Raw genomic sequence first — 25,687 nt, 5'->3', positions numbered from 1 at the left:
TATCCGTTGGGATAGTGCTGCAAAGATAAGATAGGTATTCAGTGGCCGAACTTCAGAGCTGAATCGACAAAGGGGAGCGGTCCGTTTTCCTTGTGGGCAACAGTCACTGGAAGAATGATAAAAATAAACAGCGGAGAATCAGACAGATAGGTTTTAAATAAACAAAACCAGCCGTTTCGGGGCTGGTTTTGAGTTTTAGTCACTGGACTAGTGACCGATACGGGAATCGAACCCGTGTTACCGCCGTGAAAGGGCGATGTCCTAACCGCTAGACGAATCGGCCGTCTTGTTTAAAAGACCCAACCGTTTGGCTTATTAGCCGCCCTGTTGGCGAAACGTGGTGCAAAGGTAAGGGGATCTTTTTAAAATGCAAGAGTGGCTGTCAAAATTTTCCCAGAAAAGGGTTTCCTGAGTGATTTACTGCTATTTTTGAGGAAGTTAGCATATCCTTTTTTTATCGCCTACATGAAACATTTTTTACTGCTGGCGGGCCTGACGGTCGCGTCACTATCGGCTTCGGCACAGTCAACTTCCTCTGGATCAAGCGCTGCCTCATCCGCTGCGGTCGATTCGCCCGCTAAATTTCTGGGTTATCAAATTGGTGAACGGTTTACGCCCCACCACCGAGTACTGGCCTATGCCGAGCAAGTAGCTCGCCAAATTCCCAACCGCATTAAACTTATTCCCTATGGCACCACCTATGAAGGTCGCCAATTAATGGTGGTAGCGGTCGGTTCGGAAGCAAATCTGAGCCGTTTGGAAGAAATTCGGACCAATAATTTGAAACGTATTGGTTTGATGGATGGCACTCCAACCGCAGCGGCTCAACCACCCATTGCCTGGCTTAGCTACAATGTTCATGGCAATGAGGCTGTGAGTTCTGAAACGTTTATGGACGTGCTGTATCGGTTGCTTAGCTCGTCTGATGCCGTGACTCAGAAGATCATAAACAGCACAGTGGTTATTCTTGATCCCGGTCTGAATCCAGATGGTCATGATCGTTACGTGAACTGGTATAATCAAATGCTGGGCCGCACACCTGATCCCACGCCATCGGCCCGCGAACATAGCGAACCTTGGCCGGGTGGTCGTTACACGCACTACCTGTTCGATCCCAACCGCGATTGGGCCTGGCAAACGCAGGAAGTCACGCAGCAGCGTATGGCTCTCTACCAGCAGTGGATGCCCCATCTGCATGGCGATTTCCATGAGATGAGTGTTGAAAGTCCGTACTATTTTGCGCCCTCGGCCAAGCCGTACCACGAAGATATTACGCCTTTCCAACGAAAATTCCAGCAAACTATCGGAGAATATTGTAGCCGCTATTTCGACAAAAATGGCTGGCTTTACTACACCCGCGAACGCTTCGACCTTTTCTATCCCAGCTACGGTGATACTTACCCAACCTACAACGGAGCTATCGGCATGACATTTGAACAGGGTGGTAGTGGCCGGGCAGGTTTGGCTATTGAAAAAGCCGATGGCGATACGCTTACCCTGCGTCAGCGAATCGACCACCACGTAGCCTCCAGCATAGCCACCCTCGAATCGGTAGCCGACCGACCAGCCGAAGTCGTTAAGGAGTTCGGGCAGTTTTTCGACAAATCCCGCAACTCCCCCATTGGTGTCTATAAAAGCTATGTCATCAAGTCCAACGGCGATACCGGTCGACTAAAAGCCTTACAGCTATTGCTGGAGCGCAATAAAATCAGCTATGGGTATTCGGGTAAAGCCCAAACCGTTGCCGGTGGCTTCAATTACACAACTCAGAAGAATGATAAGAGTGTATCCGTTGACGCCGATGATATTGTTATTAGTGCATACCAGCCCAAATCGACGCTGTTAAAAATTCTGTTCGAGCAGAATTCCTCGCTGGAAGATTCCGCGACGTATGACATTACAGCCTGGGCATTGCCCTATGCTTTTGGTCTGCAAACCTACGGCCTGACAACGCGCATTAATCCGGGCAGTAGTCAACAGCCCACGGTTAGCCATCCACAGTCGGCAACAGGTAGCACTACCGCGAATGTCCGCCCCTATGCTTACCTCGTGCGGTGGCAATCGCTGCCATCGGTGCAAATGCTGGCCGGATTGCTCAAACAGAAAATAAGAGTACGGGCTGCCGAGAAACCATTCGACTTAGAAAACAAAAAGTACCCATCGGGCACACTAATTGTGGCACGGGCAGGCAATGAACGCCTTGGCGACCGTTTCGACGCGCTGGTGCGGGCAGAGGCTACCCGGACGGGTGCGGACCTGACACCCGTACAAACGGGCTTCGTAACTACAGGCTCAGACTTCGGGTCTGATTTTGTTTCGGGGTTGAAGGCTCCTCGCGTGGGCGTGGTTATTGGCGAGGGAACACCCCCACCGTCGGCAGGTGAAGTATGGCATTTTTTCGATCAGGAATTGAACTACCCAATTGCGTTGCTCGATGGCAACACGCTGGGCAATGTGCAATGGAATAAGCTGGATGTGCTGATTCTGCCAACGAATTATAACTATGGCCGCTTCCTGAACGACAAAACCCTAACCGCTATCAAGGAGTGGGTTCGGGCAGGTGGCAAGCTCATTGCTATGGAGCGGGCCGCGTCGTTTTTGGCCGGCAAAGAAGGGTTCGAATTAAAAGAAAAGGAGCGGTCAGCCGATGTGGACAAAGCAGCTGATAAAGCAAAAAAAGGCAACCCAACCGACTCGCTTAAACTCTACATTGACCGCGAACGGACAGCCATTTCGGACGAAATACCAGGCAGTATTTATCGCGTAGATATAGATGCCTCACACCCGCTGGGATTCGGTCTTGCGGGCGGTTATTATTCGTTGGTGCAAAATGCGTATAACTTTGATTTTCTGAAAGATGGCTGGAATGTTGGGTACTTAAAAACCAATAATTACGTGGCTGGTTTTTCGGGTAGAAATGCCAAGGGGAAACTAAAAAATACGCTATTAATGGGCGTTCAGAGTTTTGGCCGGGGCAGCATTGTCTATCTGGCCGATGACCCTTTATTCCGGGGTTTCTGGTACAATGGCAAGCTGTTGTTCAGCAACGCAGTGTTTATGGTCGGTAATTAATATCTATCGATTTCGATTGACAGAGACGCAACAGTCAGCTTATTGTTGCGTCTCTGTGGTTAAGGACAAGCGGAGTAAATTTACCTACTATCCTTCTTTTATTGTTAACCTCCTTAACATGTCTATTTGGTGAGACTTTTTCTAATTTCTGCATTTCTCAGTCTATTTTCGGGCTTCTTTCCCCTACTGGCTCAGAAGAAAAACGAGCAATACCAACTTCATATCAGCCGTACTACGTCGCCCGTTGTTGTGGATGGTGTTGTCGATGAACCCGCCTGGCAAGCTGCCGAAATAGCAAGCGATTTCTGGATGGTGCTTCCTATGGACACCAGCCACGCCAACGTGCGAACCGAGGTCAGGATGACCTACGACGACCATAACATGTATATGAGCGCCGTTTGTTATCATGGCAATGTGGCGGGTCCGTACATTGTCGAGTCGCTTCGGCGCGATTGGGCTTTTGCCAAAAACGACAATTTCATTTTCTTCATGGATACCTTCGACGACCAGACCAACGGATTTACTTTCGGCACTAATGCTGCCGGAGCCCAGTGGGATGGGTTATTATATGAAGGCGGCAAAGCCAACCTGAGTTGGGATAACAAATGGACATCGGTGGTCCGCAACTACGCTGATCGGTATGTACTCGAGCTAGCCATTCCATTTAAAACCATCCGCTACAAACGAGGTATCTCCCGCTGGGGAATCAACTTTAGTCGGCAGGATTTGAAAACAACGGAAAAATCGTCCTGGACACCGATACAGCGTCAATTTCCGACGGCGTCGCTGGCGTTGACCGGCGTATTGGTTTGGGATCAGCCACCACCACAACCCGGTCCAAACATTTCCCTAATTCCCTATGCGCTGAGCGGCCTGACGCGCGACTTTCAGAATAATGTTCCAAGCAAAGGCCGCTTTGATGCCGGACTGGATGCGAAAGTGGCCATTACCTCCTCGCTGAATCTAGACTTAACCGTTAACCCTGATTTCTCGCAGGTGGATGTGGATCAGCAGGTTACAAATCTTGATCGCTACGAGTTGTTTTTCCCTGAGAAGAGACAATTTTTCCTGGAAAACGGCGACCAGTTTACCAATTTCGGCTACGCAACGATTCGCCCGTTTTTTAGCCGCCGGATTGGGCTGGGTGGCGTGCCGATTCGCTTTGGCGCACGGCTAAGTGGCAAACTCAATAAAGACTGGCGAATCGGAATCATGGATATGCAAACCGGGCGCGTCGACAATATGGGAGCCGGCGTAGACCCATTACCCGCCCAAAACTTCGCGGTGGTGGCATTGCAACGACGGGTTTCTGCACGCTCAAATGTGGGTATGATATTTGTCAATAAGGAGTCGATTTCCTACACGCCACTCACCGACAAACCCACTTACACGCGCTTTAACCGAAATCTTGGCCTGGAGTATAATCTTGCTTCGGCCAATAATTTCTGGTCTGGTAAAGCGATGTTTGTCAAATCGTTTAGTCCAGATCAGTTAGGGAACGAAGCGGTTTATGCCGCCAACTTACAGTATAACACACGTCGGTGGCTCATTAGCGGGCAAGTGGAGTCTGTCGGCAAAAACTATACAGCCGAAGCCGGTTACGTGCCACGTCGGGGCTATCAGCGAGGTATGGCAACCCTTGGCTATACATTTTTACCGCCAGCTAGCGGGGTGCTTAGTCATGGTCCAACGCTAACATCAACCTACTTTTTTGACCCCGCCGGTCGGCAGAGCGACAACGAAAGTACGTTGAGTTATATAGTTACCTTCCGCGCTAAAAGTGTATTTACGGCTTGGGTCGCGACAGATTATGTCCGGTTGCTTCAACCCTTTGACCCAACCAACACGGGTCGCGAAACTCTGGCTACGGGCACTGAACACCGCTGGACGGCCTGGGGAACGGACTTTGACTCTAAACCTCAAAGTGTATTCACGTACGGATTTTCGTCGCGTTATGGTGGCTACTATGACAACGGCACTCGTCTTAACCTCACCGCTGATCTGGGCTATCGGTTTCAGCCCTATGTCAGCTTAGCCGCCAGCGCGAGTTACAACGATATTCGTTTACCTCAGCCTTGGGGGCATACTACGTTCTGGCTTGTTGGTCCCCGATTTGACCTGACGCTGACCAACAAACTCTATCTGACCACGTTTGTGCAGTATAACGAGCAGCAAAAAAACATGAACCTTAATGCGCGTATTCAGTGGCGCTACAAGCCTGCATCAGATTTTTTCCTTGTCTACACCGACAATTATCTACCCAATTCGGCTCAGATTGGTCAGGATGTTCCGGGGTTCTTTTCGGTCAAAAACCGGGCGTTGGTTCTGAAATGGACTTACTGGTGGAACATCTGAGCTACATCTCGTAAAACAAACTGTTTAAATGCCGGTTATTTGAGCAATTACCTTATTCGAGGTAGTGAAGTCTACTACACTTAAATTAATCGGCAATTATGAAAACTCTTTTGCGTTTTTTTCCAATGGCTCTTGTGGCATTGTTCATGACCTTTTGCCTAAGCAGTTGCGCGGCCATCGGCGATATTTTTAAAGCTGGTGCTTACACCGGTATCATTGGTGTGATAGTAGTGGTTGGCGTTGTAATCTGGCTAGTTTCTAAATTATTTGGTGGGGGCGGTAGCCGAAATTCGTAGTGATTTATTCTCAAAAACAGTAAAAAGCCGAACCCCATAAAGGGTTCGGCTTTTTACTGTTTTTGAGAATAAATCTATGCCACCAGTTCCAGCAAACTATCACGCTGTAACACGGCTCGCTGGCGTTCGCTCAGGTCGTCGGATGCCCGCATAAGTGGCAACCGAACCTCAGCCGAAATCAGACCCATAATTTCCAGAATATTCTTCACACCAACCGGATTTCCTTCTTCATACAATAACGAATCGATGCGAAGGAAATGACCGAGCTCTTTTTGTGCGAAAGAAAAGTCACCCTGTAAGGCGGCTTCAATCATACCCGTAAATTTAGTCGGGAATGCATTGGCAATCACCGACATAACACCCACTCCGCCAATGCTGATGATGGGCAAAGCCTGCACGTCGTCGCCGGAAATAAGCAGAAAATCATTGGGTTTGTCGCGGGCAATTTCCATGCACTGCTCAATAATGCACGAAGCTTCTTTAACCCCAATAATGTTGGGATGTTGAGCCAATTCGCAGATCGTTTCGGCAGTCATATTGATGCCCGTCCGAAACGGAATATTATAGAGAATAACCGGCACCGGGCTGGCATCGGCAATACGGGTAAAATGCTCAATTACACCCCGTTTGCCGGGTTTGTTATAATACGGGCAAACCGACAGGATCGCGTCAACCCCATTGAAATCAATATCCTTCATACCCGACACAACATCGGCGGTAACATTGCCGCCCACACCAAATATGATGGGCAGATTCTTAGGATTATTTTCCTTGAGGTATTGCAGTAACTGTCCCTTTTCCTGCTTCGTCACCGTTGGCGATTCGCCAGTTGTGCCCTGAAGGACGATGTAACGGACGCCCCCATCGGAGATGTGCCGGACGATGCGGCCGAAGCCGTTAAAATCAATTGATTGATCGGCATTGAAGGGCGTCACAATGGCAACACCTACGCCGTGAAACTTAGTATCCATTAGTGGAAACAGGGATTTATTAACGCAAAGTTACGGGAATTTGAGCGGGAAATGTTCACATACTCCCCTTGATCATACTATTCCAGCCCCAATATTTTCTAGACTCATCGTTATAATTAGCTGATTAGTAAGGCGACCGTCTATTTTAACTTCATTCGGGCATCACGCTTGTTAATGGGTAGACTCGAAATCTGTCAGGCAAACTGGAGAAATACGGCTCTAAAAAATGCACAAAAGACAAACTAGAGTTTGGCCCTCCCCGTTTGCCTTTTGTGCCTAATTTACTAGCAAAGAAAGGAAGTAAATTCACTTTAACATCGTCATGTAATACGCGGCAAACATTGAATATTTACTTCCCAATCGTGATTTCTTTTTCCTTATAACCGCCCCGCGTTGAGAGAAGTTTGACTTTCACTTTGACCGGCCCCGACTGGTTGAGTTTTATCCGGAACGTAGCTTCCTTCTTCTCGCCAACGTTTGTGTAACCCGCGTAAATTGTTTTGTCAACCAGTTCAGGCTGTGTAATAATCACTTTGGCGTCTTTAAATCCTTTCAGCAAGGCCTTATCAATATCCAATGTAACGCGGTCTTCCTGAACCATCTTGACCCGTTTGGCCTGCTCCAGCGCGACGGGAAGTTTACCCGTATTAGACCAGACAGCTTTAATTTCGTATTCGTTGTTCGCCAATGGCTTTACGGTTACGTCGGTTAAGTCAATCTGTGGCAACTCTTTCGCCATGGCAAGATTGAATCGCGATTCCTTGGAAATCCAGTTTTCCAACTGCCAGGCCGGACCATTTTGGGCGAAGAACTTGGGATGAAATCCGCCAATCTCAACCGCTCCCAACTGCGGATGTGTGAATTTTGTCCAAGGTTTGAAGCCTCGTTTACCATTTGCTTCGTCGTCCCACATCAGACCATCATATTCGTCGTAATCGCCATCGCCATCGTAGTCTTTCATAGCCCCACCATTCCAGAGTTCATCGCCATACCAGATAGACCCGTATTGGAAATAGCCGAAATCAGGCCCGTGCCCAAATAAAGGTGTGGCTTTTGTCGGGTCGCCGGTAACGCGGTCGACTTTGTTGCGCGTATTATATGTATCATATACATCACCCGCCCAAGGGTAATTCGTGAACGACAAACCCAAGCTATCCATGTGTTTGTAAAGGGCCAGATCGGGCGGAAACATGCTCTCCGCACTAGACGACGTGGAGGGTGGCCGAAGGTGCATTGGTACCCGCGTATCCATTGAGTTCACGACCGATATATTTGGATGACCCATCAGCCAGACGAACGTGGCGCGTGTTTCGGGTTCGCTGAGCGGGTACTCGCTGGAACCTCCCTGCGAATAACCCCGGCCCGTAAAATCGCCCCCCTGATCGGGTCGCCAGTTTTCAGGATAATTTCGATGATTGTCTAAGCCACCAATGCCGTCTTCGTTGTATTTCCCATCACCGTCGTTGTCAATACCTTCTGTATAGACAAGGTAATCGCCCTGACCAACCTGAACCCGTTTCATCAACCGGCCCGATTTATCTTTAGGGTCAAGCACATAGTCGGCTTTTTCCAGTTCCTCTTTTGTGGTTGCTTTTTTTCGGAGCTGATACATAATACCATCCCCGTCGAGGTCATCTTCGGCATCTTCGTCTAGCAGTCCATCTTTATCATCGTCGCGGGGGCGTAAGGAACTCCGGTTCCGTTGCGCGGTAAACAGATACATATTGGCCCCGTCCGGGTTATTTTCTGGCCGGAGATAAATTGACTTTGTATCAATTAATTTAGTGATAGCGGGGTCTTTACCGTAGTTATCCAGTAAGTGCTTTGTAAGCCACAAAACGGCTTCGCTACTGGTTACCTCGCCACTATGTCGCCCTCCCTCAAAATACGCAGCGGGTTTGTCTGTGTGCTTACCCATCTTCTTGTTAGTGACGGTCATTTGCAGGATCGGGCGGCCTTCGTAGCTCTTCGCGACTTCGTATAACTCCACAAGATTCGGATATTGTTCAGCCCATTTCCGATACCAGCTATACATGACATCGGGCGTATGGTACGTGTTGAACGTGAGTGTTGGTCCCGGCTGATACTGAACGTCTTTAAACTGCTGTTTTTTAAAAAAGCTTACTCCATGTCGATCTCCTTTTACAGTGTAGAATTTACGGGCGGTGTCCTGTTCAGGCCATTTTTCTTCCGTTCCATAGTAAGACTTCTGAGCAGATACCTTTGCAAAAAGAAGTAAGCAAATAAATAGTATACTGTGTTGTTTCATGCACAAATAGAGTGAAGGTTAAAAAAGAAGATGGAATGGGTTCATTGATTTGAACAACTTCGGGGATCAATTTAGCAGATATTTTGCGCTTGCCGGATAAAGCCGAATAATCAATCAGAAAAATAGCTAAAATCCCAATTTTACAGACAAAATTTTCGATTTAGTAACAGATTGACTAATAAGAATTTCTGTTACATAACAAAAGTGTAGAATCCTCTTTAACTCATTTTCCTGTTCACGGTACTATATTTACTTAATTCGTCACCCTAACTCCTCGCCATCATGAAGTCCTTTTTATTACTCCTTATCACGTGCTTGTTTAGCCGTTCAGCCTGGACCCAGTCTGATGTGCAAAAGCGCTACCAGACCCAACTCATTCTGGCCGACAATGGAAGTACGGTTAATCTCGATCAGGGTACGTTCACCTTCACCGGAAGCCTGTCTCTGGAAGACAAAAAGCATATTGTTATTCGGGGCAAAGGAATCGACAAAACGGTGCTCAGCTTCAAAGGTCAGACCGATGGGGCCGAGGGCCTGCGCGTGTCCAATGCAGAAGATATCATCATCGAAAACCTGACCATTCAGGATACGAAAGGCGATGGCATTAAAACAATGAACGTAAAGGGCATCACATTTCGCAACGTGAAGGTTGAGTGGACTGGCCCGCCGAAGGCTGACAACGGCGGCTATGGACTCTATCCTGTTCAGTGCGACAATGTTATGATTGACGGATGTACCGCTATCGGAGCCTCCGACGCAGGCATTTACGTTGGACAGTCGCGTGGCATCGTCGTCAAAAATAGCCAAGCCTACCATAACGTAGCTGGAATCGAAATTGAGAACTCGCGAAATGCCGATGTTTTCAATAACGAAGCGTACGAAAATACAGGCGGGATATTGGTCTTTGATTTACCCGATTTGGTGCAGAAACAAGGCGGTAATGTGCGGGTTTATAACAACTACGTGCATGATAACAATTTACCCAATTTTGCCCCGGAGGGTAACATCGTTGCGGGCGTATCCGACGGAACCGGCCTGCTAATTCTGGCTGCGAATCGGGTGGAAGTATTCGGTAATCGATTTATTCGCAATCAAAGCGTGGGTACGGGTATTATTAGTTATCTGATTACCGAGAGGCCCATTACTGACAAAGGCTATTACCCATTTTCGAGCAGCATTTCCATCCATGATAACGTTTATGAGCGCGATCCCGGGCCACCAACTTCGCGCGGTCGATTTGGTAAACTATTTCATTCTGTTCTGAAATTTAACCAGGATATTCCGCACATTTTATACGACGGTATTGCTGACCCAAGTACATTGGATAAGGAAGGCAACCCCCTCCCCGACCGGCGTATCTGCATTCGAAACAACAAGAATCAAAGTGTAGCCAACCTTGACGCCGGGCGTGGGTTTCAGCATGTCTCCCGCGATGCGGCTCCGTTCAATTGCCAATTGGACCCGTTAAAGATAACTGTAGGCAATGATCGCTAATCCCATGCGCCCTCACCTGTTCTGGTTTCTTGTAGCGCTTACGGTTTGGCTGACATTGGTTGGTTGGCGGTCTGAATCGGTTCCCGAGAAACTATCAGACTACGGCTTTTTCAACGGAAATCCAGCTCAACAGCAACCTGTAGCCGGAGTTGTTCCGTATGCACTCAACACACCTTTATTTTCTGACTACGCCGAAAAATTACGGTTTATAAAGTTACCAGCTGGTCAGGAAGTTAGCTACAATGACACGGCTGTACTTGACTTTCCGATCGGCACAACACTGATTAAAACGTTCTATTATCCGAACGATTTTCGGGACCTAACCAAAGGGCGTCAATTGATGGAGACACGCCTGCTGATTCACCAGACCGAGGGGTGGAAAGCATTCGATTACGTTTGGAACGACGAACAAACCGACGCTGTGATAGAGGTAGCGGGCGATACCAAAACCGTCAGTTATATAGATGCCGAGGGCCACAGTCAGCAACACGCTTATACAATTCCAAACCTAAACCAGTGCAAAGGTTGCCATAACCGCAATGAGGTAATGACGCCCATTGGTCCATCGGTGCGGCAACTCAACGGTGAGTTGGTTTATAGTGGCGCTGATAGTCCGGAAAACCAACTGATGCACTGGAAGCGAATGACTATGCTTACCGGCCTGCCTGCTCTGGCAAACTGCCCCAAAATTCCTGTCTGGAATAAGCCCGAAACGGGTTCGCTCAGCGATAGGGCACGTGCCTGGCTCGATATCAACTGCGCCCACTGCCACAACCCGAAGGGACCAGCTATGACATCAGGCTTAAATCTAAGCCTTTCAGAAACCGACCCAACAGCCCTGGGAATATCAAAAACACCCGTTGCTGCCGGGCGCGGATCGGGTGGACATTTGTTCGATATTGTACCGGGCAAACCCGATGAATCTATCCTGATTTACCGGCTGGCCTCTACTGACCCGGGTGAAATGATGCCCGAAATAGGCCGCAAAACGATTCACGCAGAGAGTTTGGAACTTCTCCGGGCGTGGATTAAAGCGATGAAATAAGCACATATAGCGGTTATTTAGTAAGTTAGCACACTTGAAGCCAACCTGCATTTAACCGCTAGCATGAAACGTATTTTCCCTGTTCTCTTCCTCATCACTTCCGCTGCGCTCGCCCAGCCAGTCGTACCAAGCCGTACTGTAGCGCACATCACAACCTATCAGCCGCCAACTGTCATGGATGCCGACCGGCTTAAAAAGCTGGAAGCAGCCTTCCCTATTGTTGAAAAACTATACCGCGAACGGGCCGAGAAATACCATTATCCCGGTTTGGCGTTTGGCATTGTTGTCGATGGAAAACTGGTTTATTCAGGTGGATTCGGATATACCAACGTGGCAAAGAAGACACCAGCTACGGCTAAATCGCTGTTCCGGATTGCGTCGATGACTAAGAGCCTGACCGCGATGGCTATTCTTAAACTCCGTGACGAAGGCAAACTCAGGCTCGACGACCCCGCCGAAAATTATATTCCAGAACTAAAAACGCATAAATACCTCACGGCGGACGCACCCCGCATCACGGTCCGTAACCTGATGACCCACTCAGCCGGTTTCCCCGAAGATAACCCCTGGGGTGACCGCCAACTGGCCGATTCGGATGCTGACCTGCTAAAGCTTATTGAAGATGGTATCTCGAATGCCAACGTGCCGAGTTTCGCCTACGAGTACAGTAATCTCGGGTTTGCCATGCTCGGCCACATTATTACCGTTGTGTCGAAAAAGCCCTACCAGCAATATATTACCGAAACTATTCTGAAGCCGTTGGGCATGAACGATACCCAGTGGGAATACACCCGCGTTCCTGCGGATAAGTTGGCACTTGGCTACCGATGGCAAGACGAAAAATGGTTGGAGGAACCCTTATTACACGACGGTTCATACGGGGCAATGGGCGGACTAATCACCTCTATTGACGATTTCAGCAAGTACGTAGCGCTACACGAATCCGCTTGGCCACCCCGAAATGACACTGATAATGGCCCCGTTAAACGAAGTTCGATACGCGAAATGCAGCAACCCTGGACGTTTTCGGGCTTATCTGCACAAGCTAAAAATTCGGCGGGGCAAGTGTGTCCCACGACTGGTGGCTACGGCTACGGGCTAGGTTGGAGCAAGAACTGCACAGGTCAGGTTGGCGTTGGGCATAGTGGCGGATTACCCGGCTTTGGCAGTCAGTGGCGCATCCTGCCCGAATACGGCATTGGTGTCATTGCCTACAGCAACTTAACGTATGCTGGCCTGGGGTCGGTGAACATAGCGGTGCTCGACACGCTGGTTGCCATCGCAAAATTACAACCGCGCCAACTGCCGGTATCCAGCATTCTGGCGCAACGTAAGGCCGACATAATAAAACTATTGCCTGACTGGACAAATGCCGAACGGAGTGGCATTTTCGCCGAAAATTTTTTTCCTGATAAGTCGGTGGCAATTCGCCGAAACGTGGTGCAGGAGTTGTATGCAAAAGCGGGCGCAATTAAGCACGTTAGCGAGTTGATACCCGAAAACCAGTTGCGCGGCCACTTTCTACTCGAAGGCGAAAAAGCTAGTATCGATGTATTTTTTACCCTAACGCCCGAAACCCCCGCCTTGATTCAGCAGTTGGACTTCCGGGAAGTGAGCAAATAGATTTCCATGAATCAAGCAGCTATTATACCCGCTACCGAAGAGGACATTCCCGCTTTGGATAAGTTAGTGAACAGTGCCTACCGGGGCGACAGCTCCCGCAAAGGATGGACGACAGAAGCCGATTTACTCGATGGTATCCGAACCAGCGAGGTATCATTGCGAGCGATGTTCCTAAACCCTAACACGTTAATTTTAAAATACCAGGAAGCAGACCGTTTGCTGGGATGCGTCTATTTGGAAATTAAAGGCGATGACTTATATCTGGGCATGCTGACCGTTTCGCCCGATGTCCAGACCAACGGCATAGGCAAACAATTGCTGTTGGCCGCCGAACAAGTTGCCATCGACCGAAAGTGCCGTGCGGTCACGATGACGGTCATTACGCAACGCCACGAACTCATTGCCTGGTACAAAAGACGCGGGTATCAGGCAACCGGCGAAACTCAGCCATTCCCGAACGATCCGCGCTTCGGCATTCCCAAACAGCCTCTCGAGTTTATTGTGATGGAAAAGATTCTGTAATTAATTTACCCATGATGAGCCGATTATTTCTAATCCATCGCAGTTCATTCACAGGGCCGTTCGACTAAAAAGACGATTTTAACGGGTTTTGACGCGAAAGCCTTTTTGCGTTTGCCGATTTAACTCTATAATTTCACCACACTAAAACTAACCACGATCTCTCAAGCTTATGTCAGCTTCTAAACGCGTCCTGATTGCCGAAGATAGTTCCGTTATCCAGAATCTGGCCCGCAAAATTCTTGAATTTCAGAACTACGACATCACGGCTGTGAAAAACGGTGAGCAAGTGTTGCAAATTCTGGAAAAAGAAGATTTCAATATTCTTCTGTTAGACATTAACATGCCCCTGATGGATGGTATGGAGTGCGTTCGGCGCGTTCGGGCTTTACCCGAAAAAGAAAAAGCCAGTGTGCCTATTGTCGCTATCACAGGTAATGCCAAAAATTATACAGAAGAAGAATTTAAAACCGCTGGCTTTAACGATGTGCTGGTGAAACCCCTCAACTTCGACCGGCTGGTAGAAGTTGTTAATCAACTGACTGAAAAATAATGAGCGAATATTGAATGACCGAGCCGCCGGAGCGGTGCGATGAATGAGCGAACAATTGACGCGATTCTTTCATTTGCTCATTCAACGCCCGTCGCGGTACTCATCAACTCATTATGCTTGTTACACTACTTGGTACGGGAACATCGTCGGGGGTGCCGCTCATCGGCTGCACGTGTGAGGTGTGCCGTTCGGTTGACTTCCGGGACAAACGGCTCCGCACCTCCGTTCATATTGCCGTAGACGGTCGTAGTTTTGTTATAGATACTGGTCCCGATTTTCGGCAGCAGGTGCTCCGGCTAAATCTGCAACAACTCGACGCGGTTCTGTTTACCCACGAACATAAAGATCACACAGCGGGTCTGGACGAAATCAGAGCGTATAATTTTCGGTCGGGGCAGGATATTCCGATCTATGGCCGACCAACTGTTCTGGCACAGCTGCAACGCGAATTTGCCTACGTTTTTGCTGAACAGAAGTACCCCGGCACGCCCCATGTCCAGCTTCACAATATTATTAATGAGCCCTTTAACGTGCTGGGTGTTCGGTTTACGCCTATTGAAGTAATGCACCACAAACTGCCCGTTTATGGTTTTCGCGTGGGTGATTTCACGTATCTCACGGACTTGAATTATATTTCTGACAACGAGTTAGAAAAAGTATACGGCACAAAAGTTCTCGTGCTGGATGCTCTCCAACGCCAGCCACACATCTCCCACTTCACCCTCGATCAGGCCGTTAGTCTCGCTAACCGAGTTGGTGCCGATCGGACCTATTTCGTCCATATTAGCCATAAGTTGGGCATGCATAGAGAGGTCGAAAAGGAACTTCCGGCCAACATTCGGCTCGGGTACGATGGATTACAGATCAAGCTGTAAAACCAATCACATCCACGCATCGTTACCGTTTAGACTTACAACCTATACGATGCCGACACTTATCAAGCCTTCCCGCCCATTTCCAGATGCGCTACTGGAACGTTACAGACAACAGGGAGATTCTCCCGCCGATGCTGTAGTCGCAGCCGTGGTGGACGTGGATGCCAGCAACGGTTTACGGGCGTTAATGCGTTGGCTGGCTGATACCAACGACCTTTCGACCACTAACCAGCATCCCGCTGTGCAGGCTTTTTTTACGAATTATGCCAGCCTGCCTAGCTGGGCCGACCCGGCGCGAATGAAACGGGGTATGGTATTTTTTCAGAAACATGCTCAACAAATTGGCTTGACACTGGGATTCTTTTCACTGCCCTATTCGTATCTCGGTGCTAACGGAGCGCAGGTCCTTTGGTTGACCGAACGCATCAAGAATGACACCTCCCGACGCTTGCAGGAAACTGGTGAATGGGTATTTGCCGTCAATAATCCAAAAGAGTGGACTACGGGAAATGCCATCACCCGAACTCAAAAGATCCGTTTGATTCATGCCGGTGCACGCTGGTTTGCCCTGCATTCCGGACGCTGGAATATGGCCTGGGGATACCCTGTCAATCAAGAGGATATGGCAGGAACCAGCCTTGCTTTCTCCTACATTGTCCTGTTAGGTCTGCGCAAATCGGGTGTTACGGCAACCGAGCAGGAAGAAGAAGATTACTTACATCATATTAATGTGGTGGGACATCTCAACGGAGTAACGGATGAGTTGATCCCAAAAAATCTCCGCGAAGCGTATAACCTTGGTCACGCCATTGCCCGACGGCAGTTTGCTCCTTCTGAAGCCGGTGTGGGGCTAACCCGTTCCCTGTTAAACGCCATAGCATCCGGAATTGCCTCTACTCAATCCGCCCAAACCAGCTCAGACCAATCGGGTAGTAAACGACAAGCGGTCCAATCTGAAACGATTCGGAACCTCGCGGCTGGTGAAATGCGTTTCTTCATGGGCGACCAATATGCCGACTGGCTCGGTATTCCAAACGCACCCGTCGAAAAGCGGCTAGCCGGATTGCTAAGTCGCCTGCCCATTTTTTCACAAAGAATTTCTCAGTAAATCTCTACGTCAACTCCGTGTACCTCTGACAGGTGTATACTAAGGATAAAGCAAAGGATTCACGGAGATTCACAACGATTTACCAGTGTTTCAATTAGAACCCATTGCTGCCCTTGCTACTGCGCCAGGTATAGGTGCCATTGCCGTTGTGCGTGTGTCGGGCGAAGGTGCTATCGAGCTAACAAACAGACTGTTCCGAGGCAAGGACCTCACACAACAGGCCAGTCACACCGCCCATTTTGGCACCTTTCGCAATGAGGATGGTGGTATCATAGACGAGGTATTAGTCACTGTTTTTCGCGGGCCAACGTCATTCACAAAAGAAGACGTTGTTGAGATTTCGTGTCACGGGTCGGAGTTCATTATCCAGCAGATTCTGCGTCGGCTTATGCAGGAAGGCATTCGTCTGGCCAAGCCCGGTGAGTTCACACAACGCGCCTTTCTAAATGGTCAATTTGACCTGATACAAGCCGAAGCCGTGGCCGATTTGATTGCCTCTGATTCAGATGCCAGTCATCGGGCTGCCCTAACGCAACTTCGTGGGGGATTCTCCAAACAACTGAAGGAACTTCGTCAGCAACTGATTGATTTTGTGGCCTTAGTAGAATTGGAACTGGATTTTGGCGAGGAAGATGTTGAGTTCGCTCACCGCGATAAACTCCGGCAACTTATGCTCGACATCCGGCGAGTACTGCATCCGTTAATTGACTCGTTTTCAACCGGGAATGCTATTAAAAATGGCGTTCAGACTGTAATTGTGGGCAAGCCCAATGCGGGTAAATCGACACTACTGAATGCCTTGTTAAACGAAGAGAAAGCCATTGTTTCCGAGATTCCCGGCACCACCCGCGATGTAATCGAAGATGAGCTTTTTCTGGATGGTATTCGCTTCCGACTGATTGACACTGCTGGGTTACGTAAAGCCACTGACCAAATTGAGGCCATCGGCATTGAGAGGACCCAGCAGAAAATGCGGGATGCCGCTCTAGTGGTTTACCTGTTTGATGGTAAGAACATTCTGCCCGACGAATTGCAAGCGGCAGTGGCTGAAGTGCGTGAGTCGGGCAAGCCCTATTTGCTCGTTGGCAATAAACTTGATGCGATTACCGACCATAAACGCCAATCGTTGGAAACTGTACTAGGCGAACAAGTAGTCTGGATTTCAGCCGCCAAGCAAACACATTTGGACGAACTAACAGCGGCACTTTCGGCCCGTGTTCGCACTGATGCCGCTGTACAAACGGGCAGTGCCGTTGTGACCAATGCCCGCCATTACAATCACCTCACCGGTACTGACGACGCGCTGGCTCGCGCCATTGCCGGATTGGATTCGGGCGTAACCCCCGACTGGCTGGCGATGGACCTACGGGTAGCTCTACAACACTTAGGAGAATTAACAGGAGAAATCACCACAGATGATTTACTAGCTTCCATATTTAGTAAGTTCTGCATCGGAAAGTGACTGCCTAACAGCATTTATTGCTTTGTCACTATTGGCGACCATTTCGTACGTTGTTGAACTCTTCTATACAGGCTTCACACCAAATTAGCATATGACTCTCGATCAGGCATGGAGATAACACAATAAAGGCTAATAAGTAGTAAGTTATATTTAATTGTTGAAGGCATAAAGGTATTTCGAAGGGAGACATACACGTTAAATCAATTCGATTAGGCTGAATCTGGTGCTTGACGACGGCGACAGTAAGTACAAGGAAAGTTCGCTCTATTCGGTATGCTTGCTTCAAAATACAAAAAGCCCAGCTGGTTGAGAGCAAGGCTTTTGAATTGTATCATTTTACTTCTTCACTACTCATTTAGCTGTTCTTTTTGCGCTTGGTTTTCCGCTCCTTTCGCTGGGATGTGCCCGACTGAGTTGTCGTATTTGTTGTGGACGTACTCGGTTGCATACCGTACGAGGTTCCGTTATCCGAGCCTACTGCTCCTTTCGCATTAGTTGTACCCGTTGGAGAAGAGGATCCGTTAGTAGCGTTACCTACGCCACTGTTCTTTGTCGTACCGTCGGTAGTTGGAGGTGTACTATTCGTAGTTGTTGACGTTTGGGCCTGAGCACTACATAGTGCAGCAAGTGCAAAAGTCCCTATCATTATTACCTTTTTCATAGCCTTGAGTTATGTATTAATCATATAGTTTAATACTATAATAAACTCAGGATTGGCTAAAAAGTTACTGGTTTGAGCCCTTGAACGTCCGCGTCGTAACTAGCGGGATTTCTTCTTTATAGCAATCTAGGTGGAGGGTTGAACCAAGCACTCACTGTCTACCCAATCGGAGAGAACATAAACACGTTTAGGCACTCCGTTCGTAATGAGATTATTGTGATTTGCTGCCACAGGAAAATTCACCAATCACCTTTTATTTACGTGTAAGAAAGTTAAAATGTGAAGGAATATTTTTTGCTAAACTAGCTGAATGAACTTCTCATGATCACAGGAATCGCTCGATTTCGGTTAGTCAATGGGAAGGCATTTGAGCCAGAATGAGTTGAAATGGCTCGGCACTTACGCTAAAATCACCTCGGAAAGGATTATCCATTGCTGCTGTAAGAAACAGCAACGACCCTAATAATAAGGCTAATAAGACTGTCAGCAACAAATGATAAGCCCCATGTTCACTCACAAAGAACCAGGTAATAATAATATTAACGGCAGCGCCTAAAATGATTACCCACCACAGAACGGCTGGTAAACTGCTGTCGCTCCCCTGTAAACGAACCCGGCGCACCTTCGCTAATTCATTGTATTGCACCAGTGCCTGTTCGTGAATTAATTTGAGCCCAGCGTCTGACGGAGTGAAGTGAAACAATTGTTTTTTGAACCCGTAAAGGCAGCTGGTGCTATTCTGGGGCATCTTGCCCTGACGCAACTGGGGCCAATCCTGCTGGATGACGACCCGGACATATTGCCGCAGCCCCTGTCGCAATAGCTCTCTCTGGGGCAGTGGATACGCACTCACATCCTGATAAAGCGCGGCTGTGATGGCCGCTTCTTCATCGACCTGACCCGATAGGGCTTGAAAATTACCCCAGACTCCAGCCGCTACCAAGCCCAAAGCTATCCCATAAATGACGCCCGAAGCACCCAAAAAGTAACTCACTAAGTCATTTTGTACTGAGTGTTCGTCGGCATGACGTTTCACCCAGACTCGCGTGGTTAGCAGGCCAATAGCCGCAAATGAAATGGTCGTGCCGATACATAATAAAAAAAACAGCCAGTTCGGCAGGTCATACACCCAATCCATAGTAGACACCAAAGGCTTGTTAAAAAGGCCAAAGCTATTTAAAATAGCGTCGTTTTCAGAGTCTGGCGGCTAATCGAGAGTTAAATGATGATTAAACTACATGATGAACATTATAGCCCACCTGTTAAACAATGAATCAATTTTCTCATTATCAATAGCTTAATCATCAGGCAACAGGTAAATATATACTGAACGTTGCTCCATAACCGAGCTGACTACTAGCCGTAATAGCACCCCCGTGATTAGCAACCACTTTTTCACAGATGGCTAACCCAATGCCTGTACCCGCAAACTCGCTCTTGCCATGTAGCCGCTGAAAGACCTGAAAAATGCGGTCTACATACTTTTCATCAAAGCCAATGCCGTTATCCGATACGTCAATGCGGTGGTAACTCTTGGCTGTACGGGTAGGCTGCACCGAAGGAGGTAAGTCGGCAACAGGGGTAACCTGGGAACTGATTTGAATCTCTGGCGGAACCGGAACGCCAAACTCATCAGTCCGGCGAAACTTCAGAGCATTACTCAATAAGTTTAGAAATAGCTGTTCCAGCTGAGACCTGTCACCTTGTATCCTAGGCAGAGATTCGACTTCGACAACAGCTCCCGTTTCCCGAATACGCAGGTCTAAATCATTGAGAACGTTATGGACTACATCTGTCAGTGAGGTCGATAATATAGCATCCTGTCTTGTAGAAATGCGTGAAAAACTTAGCAAGTCACGAATTAGGGTAGACATACGACTGGCTGCGGTCTGCATACGTTCCAGGTAGTTAACCCCTTCCCCTAACTGATCGGCATATTGATTTTTCAGGAGGTCCCCGAATTGCTGTATTTTACGTAGAGGTTCCTGTAAGTCATGACTGGCTACGTAAGCAAATTGCTCCAGGTTTTGATTAGACCGGTTAAAGAGCTGATTCGATTCTTCAAGCTCTTCATTAATGACCGCGTATTCTTCATTCGCAGCAGCTAGTTCTTCATTCGTTGATACATATTCTTCATTGATAGCGGCTAATTCCTCATTCGTTGTTTCAAGCTCTTCGGTGCGTTCCTGTACTTGGTGTTCTAAAGCAAGCTGTATATTCCGTTGTTCGGTTATGTCTTGGGCTATTCCGCGAAGGACCGCAGGCTTACCGGCTGCATCATGAAATACGCGGGCTTGCACATGGATAATTCGCTGCTGCCCGGTAAGCCAGTTGATAATCGGGTGCTCATTTTCGTAAAGACCCGACGAGCCGGGCCGAATTGCCGTGGCTATGGCATCCGCGACGGACTGCCGGTATTCATCAGGAAGTGTATTAAAGGCTTCATCCAAACGTTTCGTACTATGAGAGAAGCCAAGCCATTGCATAAAACGCGCTGAATAGTGGAATGTACCTGTGTCAATATCCATGCTCCAGGTAGCCAGCTTAGCCAACTCAATGGCATCCTGTAGGGTAGCTTCGCTTTCGTCAACCTGCTGCTTGGCCAACACCAGATCTGTTACATCAGCTGCGGTATTCATCACGCCATAGACTTGACCATCAGCATCGTAGAGCGGAGTGAAACTGTATTTGAAGTAGTAAGGCTGCAATATTCCATCGACAACAATATTTACACGCTGGTTCCTGGCGTGAAAGGGAATGCCGGTAGTATAAACATCATCCAACTGGGCAAAAATGTCCTGATTCGCCAGCTCTGGTAATAGTTCGGCATACGGTTTGCCAATCACCTCCTTACCTTTACGCCATACATCTATAATAGACTGATTGGCGAACTGTATGTGCATTTGAGGACCTACATAAACGCCAATTGGGAATGGCACGCTCTCAATCAGTCTATGCATTTTGGCTTCGCTGTCTTCGAGTTGCCGCTGTGTTTCTACCTGCTCGGTAATATCCAGTACAATACCGATAAGGGCCTGTGGTTGACCTGAATCGTCAAAAGTGTAAGTGCCCTGCGTGCGAATCCAGTGAACAGAGCCATCAAGCCAGATAAACCTGATTTTATAGCAAACTTTACTCGTTAGCAACCCATCGGCATACGCTTGCTGGCGAATGTGACGGTCGTCGGGATGGATAAAGCGGGCTACTGTATAGCGATTAAATAGGGTATCCTCCTGACCCGTCAATAGCTTAGCCAGCAAGGGTTTGTACGTGATATGACCGTCGGCCAGCCGAAGATAAAAAGACGCTACGCCCGCTGCCTCGGTAGCTAATTGATTGATTTGCTCCGAAGCGGCTAAGTGCTCCTGTTGCTGAACCTGAAGAGTTACATCCTGGGCAACACCGGCCAAACGATACACCTCGCCCACCTCATTGAAGTAACTTCGTCCCATAAGTCGAACCCACCGCAGTACTCCATCATCAATACCAAGAGTGCGGAAGGTGACATCATATTCAGCACCAAACTGGGACTTTAACACCCACTCGATAGCCTGATTAACGCGGTTTACATCATCCGCATGGATATGGGGTATAACTTCTTCATAGAGCAACGGATCATTCTTTGTCAGTCCAAACAATTCCCGGCACTGATCATCCCAATTGAACAGATTGGTAACCGGGTCTAATTCCCAGACACCCAGCCGGGCCGCCTTCAAGGCAAAATCTATATCTAGACGCTCCGTAGGCGTCTTAGTTTTATTCAATGGCATGCTAGAGCCAGTTATCGTCCGTTATAATTTACCTGACAGGTAAACAGTTAATTGGGTTGTCTGTTCAGTATCTCTTTTATATATACTGGCATTTATACCTCTTGTTCGATAAAATACAGCTTGTTAATATACAAATTCTGCCTTTAGAGACAATACATGGTCAGTCAATAGCCGTGATAATGGTCAGACAAACTATATTCACCGGGCAGACAGGTACAGTAAGTAAGGGTTGTCCAATAAGACTGGCAGCAAGCAAATGACCACGTCCCCATTTGACGCTGAAGCCCAACTAGCACAAACGGCTAAAAGTCTACAGGCTGTACTCAACAGTTCACCCGCATCAATTGGTCTGTTGAAAGCCAGACGCGATGAAAATAATCAGTTCCTTGATTTTATTTTTTTAGCCTGCAACCAGAAGTTCGTCGAGTTGACTGGCCAGTCGCCAGCCGACTTGGTTGGGGCATCAGTAAGGCAGTTTGCCAATCGGCTCTGGTACGACGATACGTTCGACAAAATCCTGCATAGGCTAACTACGGAGGGAGCCGCCACGCTGCTCAACCTGATGAACACTGAAGAAGATCGGGCCGATATGCTGGCCATGCTCCAGCGCAACCTGCGGCAGGTGACCCAGATGCTAACGCAGTTACTGGATTATTCACGTTTAGAAGCTAGCCAGGAACTGTTTCAGCCCAGTACCTTCGATGCAGTCCAGGTGCTGGGCGAACTGATAGCCGTATTGCAGCCAATGGCCGCCGAACGAAACCTGGTTCTGAGTAGTGTTGGGCCGGAACCTCTATCTGTAGAAGGCGATCTGGTGAAGGTGCGCCGGATCACCCAAAATCTAATTTTAAATGCCCTAAGGCTGACCCTCATCACGATTAATAATATCTGCGCCTTGCTATCAGCGCGACTGCGTTCGTTTGCTTATTCAGCGATAATAATAGAAAATACTACTGAGTCTGCATCTGAATTAGTTGGTCTAAAATCTTCTTTTGTCTGGTCTGTGCATTGAATAGGTACTGTTTATATTGATTGAGAAGCACCTCAAGCTCCTTAAGTTGTTTTGACGGGCATCGCTTATCGCAAATACTATTTCGAATCCGTCGACAGTTTTGCTCGGTTGTTTTAATAGCCAGCTCAAGTTGAGCAATATGGGCTTCATTATCTCTAATTCGTTTTCGAACCAAAGCAACAAGCCACTCATTATGAACAGAGCGTAGATTAACCGGTTCGCTTAAAATCTGTTGCCACTCGCTCTCCAATTGCTGAATGGACGATGACATTGTAGACCCATCAAACGCTTCAGGCGACAGGTTGATCCGTTGATCATTATCAAGAATCTCGGCCTTAATGATTTGCTTTCCTCTTAATGCAACGGAACTCAATACCTCCAAAGCAATCTCCAGGCTACTAAACCACCAGGAAAAGTCGCGAAGCTGATTTTCTGAGTCAATCGTGGTAAAAATAAGGAACATAGCGTGCTAATAGTCCTGACGAACAAATCGTTACAATTATTAAATATATTTAGCAAAAAGTCAATACTTACATGCCTTTTGTTACATTGTAAGTATTATTTTTTATTATCTGGTACATATAAATCGTTGGTACCTGTGCAATAATTGGCCGGGTTGGGTATCTTGGAACAGTTACTTGACAAACTGTATCACAGATAGATACAGCTGAAAGTCACCGTTGACGAACTGGTTATTTTGCTGGTAATTAACCGCTCTTATCCGCCACTTATTCAGCCAACTCCGCTCACGATTAATTTGATCTGGCTGCTGCTCCCCTCCATTCCTACCTTTATCTCTTGGTTGACTACCTCCTGGCATCTTCCTGCAACCTGATAGTACTGGTAATCAATCAGCCCATAATCCACTATACACTATTCTAAAGGACCCCTATGTCTGCAATGAAGATTATTACCATCGTTAATTGGGTACTGATGAGTATATATGGAGCTTTCCCGATCTATGCCATTATAAACGCGAATCCATATAATGACGCTGGAGGTAAAGAACAAGCGTTAGCCATCAACATAGTTGGCCTTTTTTTGCTACTTATACTCATCGTACTGAATACACTTTCGTACGACTGGACAAAAATCGTAGCCTTAGTGCTTGAGATCTTACTCCTGCTATTGATGCGTTATATTATCACCCATTGATGGCTCCTGTCAAGTAGTTCCAAACCGACAAGTCAACTCAAGACCCAACTGATTTTTTAAGTTATGTTGGATTATCTCTGCGCTCATTTCTCAAGGTTGTTCTCAACAAAAAGAAGTAGCTTGCCCCAACAAGTTATTTGTAATGAAAAAATATGGATTTGCCCTACTGATCTGGGCACTAGCGGCTACCGGTTGCCAGCAAGCCAATGAAACTCCTTGCGACGCGGTTCCGATTACGACTCAGGCGCCACAGGCGGAGGTTATAGCACTGAAACAGTTTATTGATAGCAGCGGAATTACCGCTATAGCCGACAAACGAGGTTTTTATTACACGATCGATTCCCCCGGATCAGGGCCAAAACCAACTGTATGCTCGAATGTAAGTGTAAGCTATAGCGGTAAGCTGACTAACGGAAATACGTTTGATAGCGCGCCAAATATCAGCTTCGGCTTGAATCAACTTATTGTGGGTTGGCAGGAAGGCATTCCCCTGATTGCGCCCGGTGGTAGCATCACGCTCTACCTACCCCCCAGTCTGGCCTATGGTTCGCAGGAGCAAAACGGCATTCCAGCCAATTCCATTCTTATCTTCAAAATCGGCCTGAGTCGAATTAATTAGAGCGAATTAGCCAGCACGCTGGTTACGCTCTGAACCTGTTTTCTGCTCAGTTTAGCGCTAACATAGAGGCATGTTCAGGTTTTACCTAGTCTGTCTTTGGCAGTTAGGGTTATCCATCAGTTCAAGTACCACTCCTCAAAAATAACGGGTCTAAGCTCATAGGAAACCATGAGCTTAGACCCGCAACAGGTGATTATTTGGGTTTTTCTTCCTTAGGTTTGAGGGTACCACGGGCGATAGGCTCCGGCTTAGATTGTGGATCCGTGAAGCGTAGTAACGTCGCCGTTGGAAACGATGACTTAGGTAATCTCATGATAATCAATTGGTAGGACCGTGTACCAATGACCAGATTGGAATAGGCCATGTCCTTCCCGGATTCCTGCAACAAGCTCCAGTTAGCCACTGGTTCTTTGGCTAACAACGTTTCGTCTTCCTCAGATAAAGCAACGAAGGCTGTGTCGGGCAGAAAGCGTTTACCGGTAACACCCTCGATGGTCGAAATGACAGTAGGCGGGGTGGGCGCTGCGACCTTTGTTTGGGCTAAGGCTGACACGCCCAACAGCAACAGGGGCAAAATTTTGAGTAATTTTTTCATAACATTTGGCGATAGCGATACCTATCGATTTTACGTTCTGATGACTGGGCAAAATCACAATTGTGATGAAGAAGAGCAGAAAGTTCTAAGCCTGCTCACCTGGATTTCTCCTGCCTTATCTCTTATAAACTACAGTTTACAGATTTAGTCCCTACCGCAGCTATTTAATTTATCAGCTTCTTGCTCTCCGTTGTCCATCAATTAGAATTAAAGCACAGACTGATTGTACCTGG

21 protein-coding genes and 1 tRNA gene are annotated in these 25,687 nt (G+C 47.8%); 14 read left to right on the top strand and 8 right to left on the bottom strand.

Annotated elements, in window-relative coordinates:
- Window positions 1–211: 211 nt before the first annotated feature.
- Window positions 212–283 (bottom strand) — tRNA-Glu (locus ACFS25_RS09615).
- 182 nt (window positions 284–465) lie between these two features.
- Between ACFS25_RS09615 and ACFS25_RS09610 the strand changes: the two genes are divergently transcribed.
- The 3 genes from ACFS25_RS09610 to ACFS25_RS09600 all read left to right on the top strand — a co-directional run bounded on the left by ACFS25_RS09610 (window position 466) and on the right by ACFS25_RS09600 (window position 5,723).
- Window positions 466–3,072: a M14 metallopeptidase family protein gene (locus tag ACFS25_RS09610; protein WP_381499246.1), complete on the top strand. Its 2,607-nt coding sequence runs from the start codon at window positions 466–468 to the stop codon at window positions 3,070–3,072.
- A 129-nt stretch (window positions 3,073–3,201) separates the two neighbouring features.
- Window positions 3,202–5,427 (top strand): carbohydrate binding family 9 domain-containing protein, encoded by a 2,226-nt coding sequence (locus ACFS25_RS09605; protein WP_381499243.1) that lies wholly within the window; start codon window positions 3,202–3,204, stop codon window positions 5,425–5,427.
- A 98-nt stretch (window positions 5,428–5,525) separates the two neighbouring features.
- Window positions 5,526–5,723, top strand: coding sequence for a hypothetical protein (locus ACFS25_RS09600; RefSeq protein WP_381499240.1), 198 nt, complete (start codon window positions 5,526–5,528; stop codon window positions 5,721–5,723).
- A 74-nt stretch (window positions 5,724–5,797) separates the two neighbouring features.
- Here ACFS25_RS09600 and dapA read toward each other — a convergent pair whose 3' ends face one another.
- Window positions 5,798–6,694, bottom strand: coding sequence for a 4-hydroxy-tetrahydrodipicolinate synthase (gene dapA, locus ACFS25_RS09595; protein ID WP_381499238.1), 897 nt, complete (start codon window positions 6,692–6,694; stop codon window positions 5,798–5,800).
- 349 nt (window positions 6,695–7,043) lie between these two features.
- Window positions 7,044–8,963: a M14 family metallopeptidase gene (locus tag ACFS25_RS09590; RefSeq protein ID WP_381499235.1), complete on the bottom strand. Its 1,920-nt coding sequence runs from the start codon at window positions 8,961–8,963 to the stop codon at window positions 7,044–7,046.
- Window positions 8,964–9,245: 282 nt separating this feature from the next.
- Here ACFS25_RS09590 and ACFS25_RS09585 point away from each other — a divergent pair, with 282 nt between their 5' ends.
- The 8 genes from ACFS25_RS09585 (at window position 9,246) to mnmE (ending at window position 17,642) form a co-directional block, all read left to right on the top strand.
- The gene (locus tag ACFS25_RS09585; protein ID WP_381499232.1) at window positions 9,246–10,457 is read left to right on the top strand and encodes a parallel beta-helix domain-containing protein; all 1,212 of its coding nucleotides are present in this window, start codon (window positions 9,246–9,248) and stop codon (window positions 10,455–10,457) included.
- A gap of 4 nt (window positions 10,458–10,461) precedes the next feature.
- Window positions 10,462–11,502, top strand: a complete 1,041-nt coding sequence (locus ACFS25_RS09580) for an SO2930 family diheme c-type cytochrome (protein WP_381499229.1) — start codon at window positions 10,462–10,464, stop codon at window positions 11,500–11,502.
- Window positions 11,503–11,565: 63 nt separating this feature from the next.
- Window positions 11,566–13,125 carry a serine hydrolase domain-containing protein gene (locus tag ACFS25_RS09575; protein ID WP_381499227.1) on the top strand — a complete coding sequence of 520 codons (1,560 nt, stop codon included), beginning with the start codon at window positions 11,566–11,568 and terminating at the stop codon, window positions 13,123–13,125.
- A gap of 6 nt (window positions 13,126–13,131) precedes the next feature.
- Window positions 13,132–13,647, top strand: a complete 516-nt coding sequence (locus tag ACFS25_RS09570) for a GNAT family N-acetyltransferase (RefSeq protein ID WP_381499225.1) — start codon at window positions 13,132–13,134, stop codon at window positions 13,645–13,647.
- A gap of 169 nt (window positions 13,648–13,816) precedes the next feature.
- Window positions 13,817–14,197, top strand: a complete 381-nt coding sequence (locus ACFS25_RS09565) for a response regulator (protein WP_381499222.1) — start codon at window positions 13,817–13,819, stop codon at window positions 14,195–14,197.
- Window positions 14,198–14,310: 113 nt separating this feature from the next.
- Window positions 14,311–15,072: an MBL fold metallo-hydrolase gene (locus ACFS25_RS09560; protein ID WP_381499220.1), complete on the top strand. Its 762-nt coding sequence runs from the start codon at window positions 14,311–14,313 to the stop codon at window positions 15,070–15,072.
- A gap of 49 nt (window positions 15,073–15,121) precedes the next feature.
- Window positions 15,122–16,180 (top strand): oxygenase MpaB family protein, encoded by a 1,059-nt coding sequence (locus tag ACFS25_RS09555; protein WP_381499217.1) that lies wholly within the window; start codon window positions 15,122–15,124, stop codon window positions 16,178–16,180.
- Window positions 16,181–16,265: 85 nt separating this feature from the next.
- Window positions 16,266–17,642: a tRNA uridine-5-carboxymethylaminomethyl(34) synthesis GTPase MnmE gene (mnmE, locus tag ACFS25_RS09550; protein WP_381499214.1), complete on the top strand. Its 1,377-nt coding sequence runs from the start codon at window positions 16,266–16,268 to the stop codon at window positions 17,640–17,642.
- A 355-nt stretch (window positions 17,643–17,997) separates the two neighbouring features.
- On the opposite strand, the gene ACFS25_RS09545 is transcribed toward mnmE, so the two are convergent.
- The 3 genes from ACFS25_RS09545 to ACFS25_RS09535 all read right to left on the bottom strand — a co-directional run bounded on the left by ACFS25_RS09545 (window position 17,998) and on the right by ACFS25_RS09535 (window position 22,073).
- Entirely contained in the window at window positions 17,998–18,303 is a 306-nt protein-coding gene (locus ACFS25_RS09545) for a hypothetical protein (RefSeq protein ID WP_381499212.1), read from the bottom strand.
- Window positions 18,304–18,655: 352 nt separating this feature from the next.
- Window positions 18,656–19,441 carry a bestrophin-like domain gene (locus ACFS25_RS09540; protein ID WP_381499209.1) on the bottom strand — a complete coding sequence of 262 codons (786 nt, stop codon included), beginning with the start codon at window positions 19,439–19,441 and terminating at the stop codon, window positions 18,656–18,658.
- A gap of 166 nt (window positions 19,442–19,607) precedes the next feature.
- A complete protein-coding gene (locus ACFS25_RS09535; RefSeq protein ID WP_381499207.1) occupies window positions 19,608–22,073 on the bottom strand; it encodes a PAS domain-containing protein in 2,466 nt (821 codons plus the stop codon).
- A gap of 256 nt (window positions 22,074–22,329) precedes the next feature.
- On the opposite strand from ACFS25_RS09535, the gene ACFS25_RS09530 reads away from it, so the two are divergent.
- On the top strand, window positions 22,330–23,085 hold the full coding sequence (locus ACFS25_RS09530) for a PAS domain-containing sensor histidine kinase (protein ID WP_381499204.1): 756 nt from the start codon (window positions 22,330–22,332) through the stop codon (window positions 23,083–23,085).
- On the opposite strand, the gene ACFS25_RS09525 is transcribed toward ACFS25_RS09530, so the two are convergent.
- On the bottom strand, window positions 23,024–23,548 hold the full coding sequence (locus ACFS25_RS09525) for a hypothetical protein (protein WP_381499201.1): 525 nt from the start codon (window positions 23,546–23,548) through the stop codon (window positions 23,024–23,026). The genes ACFS25_RS09530 and ACFS25_RS09525 overlap by 62 nt on opposite strands.
- A 428-nt stretch (window positions 23,549–23,976) precedes the next feature.
- Here ACFS25_RS09525 and ACFS25_RS09520 point away from each other — a divergent pair, with 428 nt between their 5' ends.
- Both ACFS25_RS09520 and ACFS25_RS09515 read left to right on the top strand, forming a co-directional pair.
- Entirely contained in the window at window positions 23,977–24,240 is a 264-nt protein-coding gene (locus tag ACFS25_RS09520) for a hypothetical protein (protein WP_381499198.1), read from the top strand.
- Window positions 24,241–24,382: 142 nt separating this feature from the next.
- On the top strand, window positions 24,383–24,859 hold the full coding sequence (locus ACFS25_RS09515) for an FKBP-type peptidyl-prolyl cis-trans isomerase (RefSeq protein ID WP_381499195.1): 477 nt from the start codon (window positions 24,383–24,385) through the stop codon (window positions 24,857–24,859).
- Window positions 24,860–25,052: 193 nt separating this feature from the next.
- Here ACFS25_RS09515 and ACFS25_RS09510 read toward each other — a convergent pair whose 3' ends face one another.
- Entirely contained in the window at window positions 25,053–25,454 is a 402-nt protein-coding gene (locus ACFS25_RS09510) for a hypothetical protein (protein WP_381499192.1), read from the bottom strand.
- Window positions 25,455–25,687 lie beyond the last annotated feature (233 nt).

Source organism: Spirosoma flavum (assembly GCF_042686045.1).
GTDB lineage: Bacteria > Bacteroidota > Bacteroidia > Cytophagales > Spirosomataceae > Spirosoma > Spirosoma flavum.
The sequence above is the reverse complement of the archived record's forward strand: the minus strand, read 5'-3'. Positions and strand labels throughout refer to the sequence as shown.

Bases quoted from the DNA above. Each gene is read 5' to 3' on its own strand.
- ACFS25_RS09575 (WP_381499227.1), top strand. From the start codon at position 11,566: ATGAAACGTATTTTCCCTGTTCTCTTCCTCATCACTTCCGCTGCGCTC.
- ACFS25_RS09535 (WP_381499207.1), bottom strand. From the start codon at position 22,073: ATGCCATTGAATAAAACTAAGACGCCTACGGAGCGTCTAGATATAGAT.
- ACFS25_RS09510 (WP_381499192.1), bottom strand. From the start codon at position 25,454: ATGAAAAAATTACTCAAAATTTTGCCCCTGTTGCTGTTGGGCGTGTCA.
- ACFS25_RS09585 (WP_381499232.1), top strand. From the start codon at position 9,246: ATGAAGTCCTTTTTATTACTCCTTATCACGTGCTTGTTTAGCCGTTCA.
- ACFS25_RS09530 (WP_381499204.1), top strand. From the start codon at position 22,330: ATGACCACGTCCCCATTTGACGCTGAAGCCCAACTAGCACAAACGGCT.
- ACFS25_RS09590 (WP_381499235.1), bottom strand. From the start codon at position 8,963: ATGAAACAACACAGTATACTATTTATTTGCTTACTTCTTTTTGCAAAG.
- ACFS25_RS09570 (WP_381499225.1), top strand. From the start codon at position 13,132: ATGAATCAAGCAGCTATTATACCCGCTACCGAAGAGGACATTCCCGCT.
- dapA (WP_381499238.1), bottom strand. From the start codon at position 6,694: ATGGATACTAAGTTTCACGGCGTAGGTGTTGCCATTGTGACGCCCTTC.
- ACFS25_RS09525 (WP_381499201.1), bottom strand. From the start codon at position 23,548: ATGTTCCTTATTTTTACCACGATTGACTCAGAAAATCAGCTTCGCGAC.
- ACFS25_RS09600 (WP_381499240.1), top strand. From the start codon at position 5,526: ATGAAAACTCTTTTGCGTTTTTTTCCAATGGCTCTTGTGGCATTGTTC.
- ACFS25_RS09540 (WP_381499209.1), bottom strand. From the start codon at position 19,441: ATGGATTGGGTGTATGACCTGCCGAACTGGCTGTTTTTTTTATTATGT.
- ACFS25_RS09580 (WP_381499229.1), top strand. From the start codon at position 10,462: ATGCGCCCTCACCTGTTCTGGTTTCTTGTAGCGCTTACGGTTTGGCTG.
- ACFS25_RS09565 (WP_381499222.1), top strand. From the start codon at position 13,817: ATGTCAGCTTCTAAACGCGTCCTGATTGCCGAAGATAGTTCCGTTATC.
- ACFS25_RS09560 (WP_381499220.1), top strand. From the start codon at position 14,311: ATGCTTGTTACACTACTTGGTACGGGAACATCGTCGGGGGTGCCGCTC.
- ACFS25_RS09520 (WP_381499198.1), top strand. From the start codon at position 23,977: ATGTCTGCAATGAAGATTATTACCATCGTTAATTGGGTACTGATGAGT.
- ACFS25_RS09555 (WP_381499217.1), top strand. From the start codon at position 15,122: ATGCCGACACTTATCAAGCCTTCCCGCCCATTTCCAGATGCGCTACTG.
- ACFS25_RS09545 (WP_381499212.1), bottom strand. From the start codon at position 18,303: ATGAAAAAGGTAATAATGATAGGGACTTTTGCACTTGCTGCACTATGT.
- ACFS25_RS09515 (WP_381499195.1), top strand. From the start codon at position 24,383: ATGAAAAAATATGGATTTGCCCTACTGATCTGGGCACTAGCGGCTACC.
- ACFS25_RS09610 (WP_381499246.1), top strand. From the start codon at position 466: ATGAAACATTTTTTACTGCTGGCGGGCCTGACGGTCGCGTCACTATCG.